The 847-nt window shown below is 74.7% G+C and carries 1 protein-coding gene; it reads left to right on the top strand.

What is annotated here, in order from left to right:
* Nucleotides 1-839 (top strand): ATP-binding cassette domain-containing protein (locus P1P70_RS45205; RefSeq protein ID WP_319248382.1); only part of this gene is annotated, 839 nt, incomplete at its 5' end.
* Between the last annotated feature and the right edge of the window lie 8 nt (nt 840-847).

Genomic DNA, 847 nt, shown 5'->3' with positions numbered 1-847 from the left:
AGTTTTCTGCCTGTCTCGTGGCCTCCGAGATGTGTATAATAGTCAACCCCTCCCCGGCGACGGTCACGGCCCTCTCCGTCCGCCACGGCCGCGTCCGCGCCCTCACCCACGTCTCCCTCACCGTCACCCCCGGCGAGACGATCGCCCTCATGGGCCGCAACGGCGCCGGCAAGTCCACGCTGCTGTCCGCGCTGGTCGGGCTGGTGGAACCGGCGGCCGGTTCGGTGCGGGTGGGCGGCCTGGTCCCCCACCGCACGGCGCCCCCTGACCTCGTACGCCGCGTGGGCCTCGTACCGCAGGAACCGCGTGACCTGCTGTACACGGACACGGTCGCGGCGGAGTGCGCGGCGGCGGACCGGGACGCGGGGGCCGCACCGGGCACCTGCCGGGCCCTCGCGTCCGAGCTGCTGCCCGGGATCGGGGACGACACGCACCCGCGCGACCTGTCGGAGGGGCAGCGGCTGGCCCTCGCGCTGGCGGTGGTCCTCACGGCCCGCCCCCCGCTGCTCCTGCTCGACGAACCGACCCGGGGCCTCGACTACGCGGCCAAGGCACGCCTGGTCACGCAGCTGCGCGCCCTCGCGGCCGACGGGCACGCCATCGTCCTGGCCACGCACGACGTGGAACTGGCCGCCGAACTGGCCCACCGCGTGCTGATCCTCGCCGACGGGGAGGTCGTGGCCGACGGGCCGACCACCGAGGTGGTCGTCGGCTCCCCCTCCTTCGCCCCGCAGGTCACGAAGATCCTCGCCCCGCAGACCTGGCTGACCACGACCCAGATACGACGCGCCCTGCGAGGGACGACCCCGGCCCCGGCCGCCCCGGAGGAGCACCCATGAGCAGCGGC

Origin of the sequence: Streptomyces sp. MB09-02B (genome assembly GCF_033794485.1) — a bacterium.
Taxonomy (GTDB): Bacteria; Actinomycetota; Actinomycetes; order Streptomycetales; family Streptomycetaceae; genus Streptomyces.
The sequence above is the reverse complement of the archived record's forward strand: the minus strand, read 5'-3'. Positions and strand labels throughout refer to the sequence as shown.